At 54.9% G+C, this 1,602-nt stretch carries 1 rRNA gene; it reads right to left on the bottom strand.

Annotation, left to right across the window (positions count from 1 at the left end):
• Positions 1–30: 30 nt before the first annotated feature.
• Positions 31–1,580, bottom strand: a 16S ribosomal RNA gene (locus tag V7654_RS16380).
• Between the last annotated feature and the right edge of the window lie 22 nt (positions 1,581–1,602).

Genomic DNA, 1,602 nt, shown 5'->3' with positions numbered 1-1,602 from the left:
TTCCGATTGCCTTTACGGCAATATCCTTAGAAAGGAGGTGATCCAGCCGCACCTTCCGATACGGCTACCTTGTTACGACTTCACCCCAATCATCTGTCCCACCTTAGGCGGCTGGCTCCAAAAGGTTACCCCACCGACTTCGGGTGTTACAAACTCTCGTGGTGTGACGGGCGGTGTGTACAAGGCCCGGGAACGTATTCACCGCGGCATGCTGATCCGCGATTACTAGCGATTCCGGCTTCATGCAGGCGAGTTGCAGCCTGCAATCCGAACTGAGAATGGTTTTATGGGATTGGCTTCACCTCGCGGCTTCGCTGCCCTTTGTTCCATCCATTGTAGCACGTGTGTAGCCCAGGTCATAAGGGGCATGATGATTTGACGTCATCCCCACCTTCCTCCGGTTTGTCACCGGCAGTCACCTTAGAGTGCCCAACTTAATGCTGGCAACTAAGATCAAGGGTTGCGCTCGTTGCGGGACTTAACCCAACATCTCACGACACGAGCTGACGACAACCATGCACCACCTGTCACTCTGTCCCCCGAAGGGGAACGCCCTATCTCTAGGGTTGTCAGAGGATGTCAAGACCTGGTAAGGTTCTTCGCGTTGCTTCGAATTAAACCACATGCTCCACCGCTTGTGCGGGCCCCCGTCAATTCCTTTGAGTTTCAGCCTTGCGGCCGTACTCCCCAGGCGGAGTGCTTAATGCGTTTGCTGCAGCACTAAAGGGCGGAAACCCTCTAACACTTAGCACTCATCGTTTACGGCGTGGACTACCAGGGTATCTAATCCTGTTCGCTCCCCACGCTTTCGCGCCTCAGCGTCAGTTACAGACCAGAGAGCCGCCTTCGCCACTGGTGTTCCTCCACATCTCTACGCATTTCACCGCTACACGTGGAATTCCGCTCTCCTCTTCTGCACTCAAGTTCCCCAGTTTCCAATGACCCTCCCCGGTTGAGCCGGGGGCTTTCACATCAGACTTAAGGAACCGCCTGCGCGCGCTTTACGCCCAATAATTCCGGACAACGCTTGCCACCTACGTATTACCGCGGCTGCTGGCACGTAGTTAGCCGTGGCTTTCTGGTCAGGTACCGTCAAGGTACCGGCAGTTACTCCGATACTTGTTCTTCCCTGACAACAGAGCTTTACGACCCGAAGGCCTTCATCGCTCACGCGGCGTTGCTCCGTCAGACTTTCGTCCATTGCGGAAGATTCCCTACTGCTGCCTCCCGTAGGAGTCTGGGCCGTGTCTCAGTCCCAGTGTGGCCGATCACCCTCTCAGGTCGGCTACGCATCGTCGCCTTGGTGAGCCGTTACCTCACCAACTAGCTAATGCGCCGCGGGCCCATCTGTAAGTGACAGCCGAAACCGTCTTTCAGCTTTTCCTCATGAGAGGAAAAGGATTATCCGGTATTAGCTCCGGTTTCCCGAAGTTATCCCAGTCTTACAGGCAGGTTGCCCACGTGTTACTCACCCGTCCGCCGCTGATCTTCAAAAGCAAGCTAATGAAGATCCGCTCGACTTGCATGTATTAGGCACGCCGCCAGCGTTCGTCCTGAGCCAGGATCAAACTCTCCAAAAAAGAGTTATGAGTTAGCTCATAA

Origin of the sequence: Bacillus sp. JJ1609, from assembly GCF_036967045.1 — a bacterium.
In the GTDB taxonomy this organism is placed as follows: Bacteria; Bacillota; Bacilli; order Bacillales; family Cytobacillaceae; genus Mesobacillus.
This window is presented reverse-complemented; position numbering and strand designations above follow the sequence as displayed.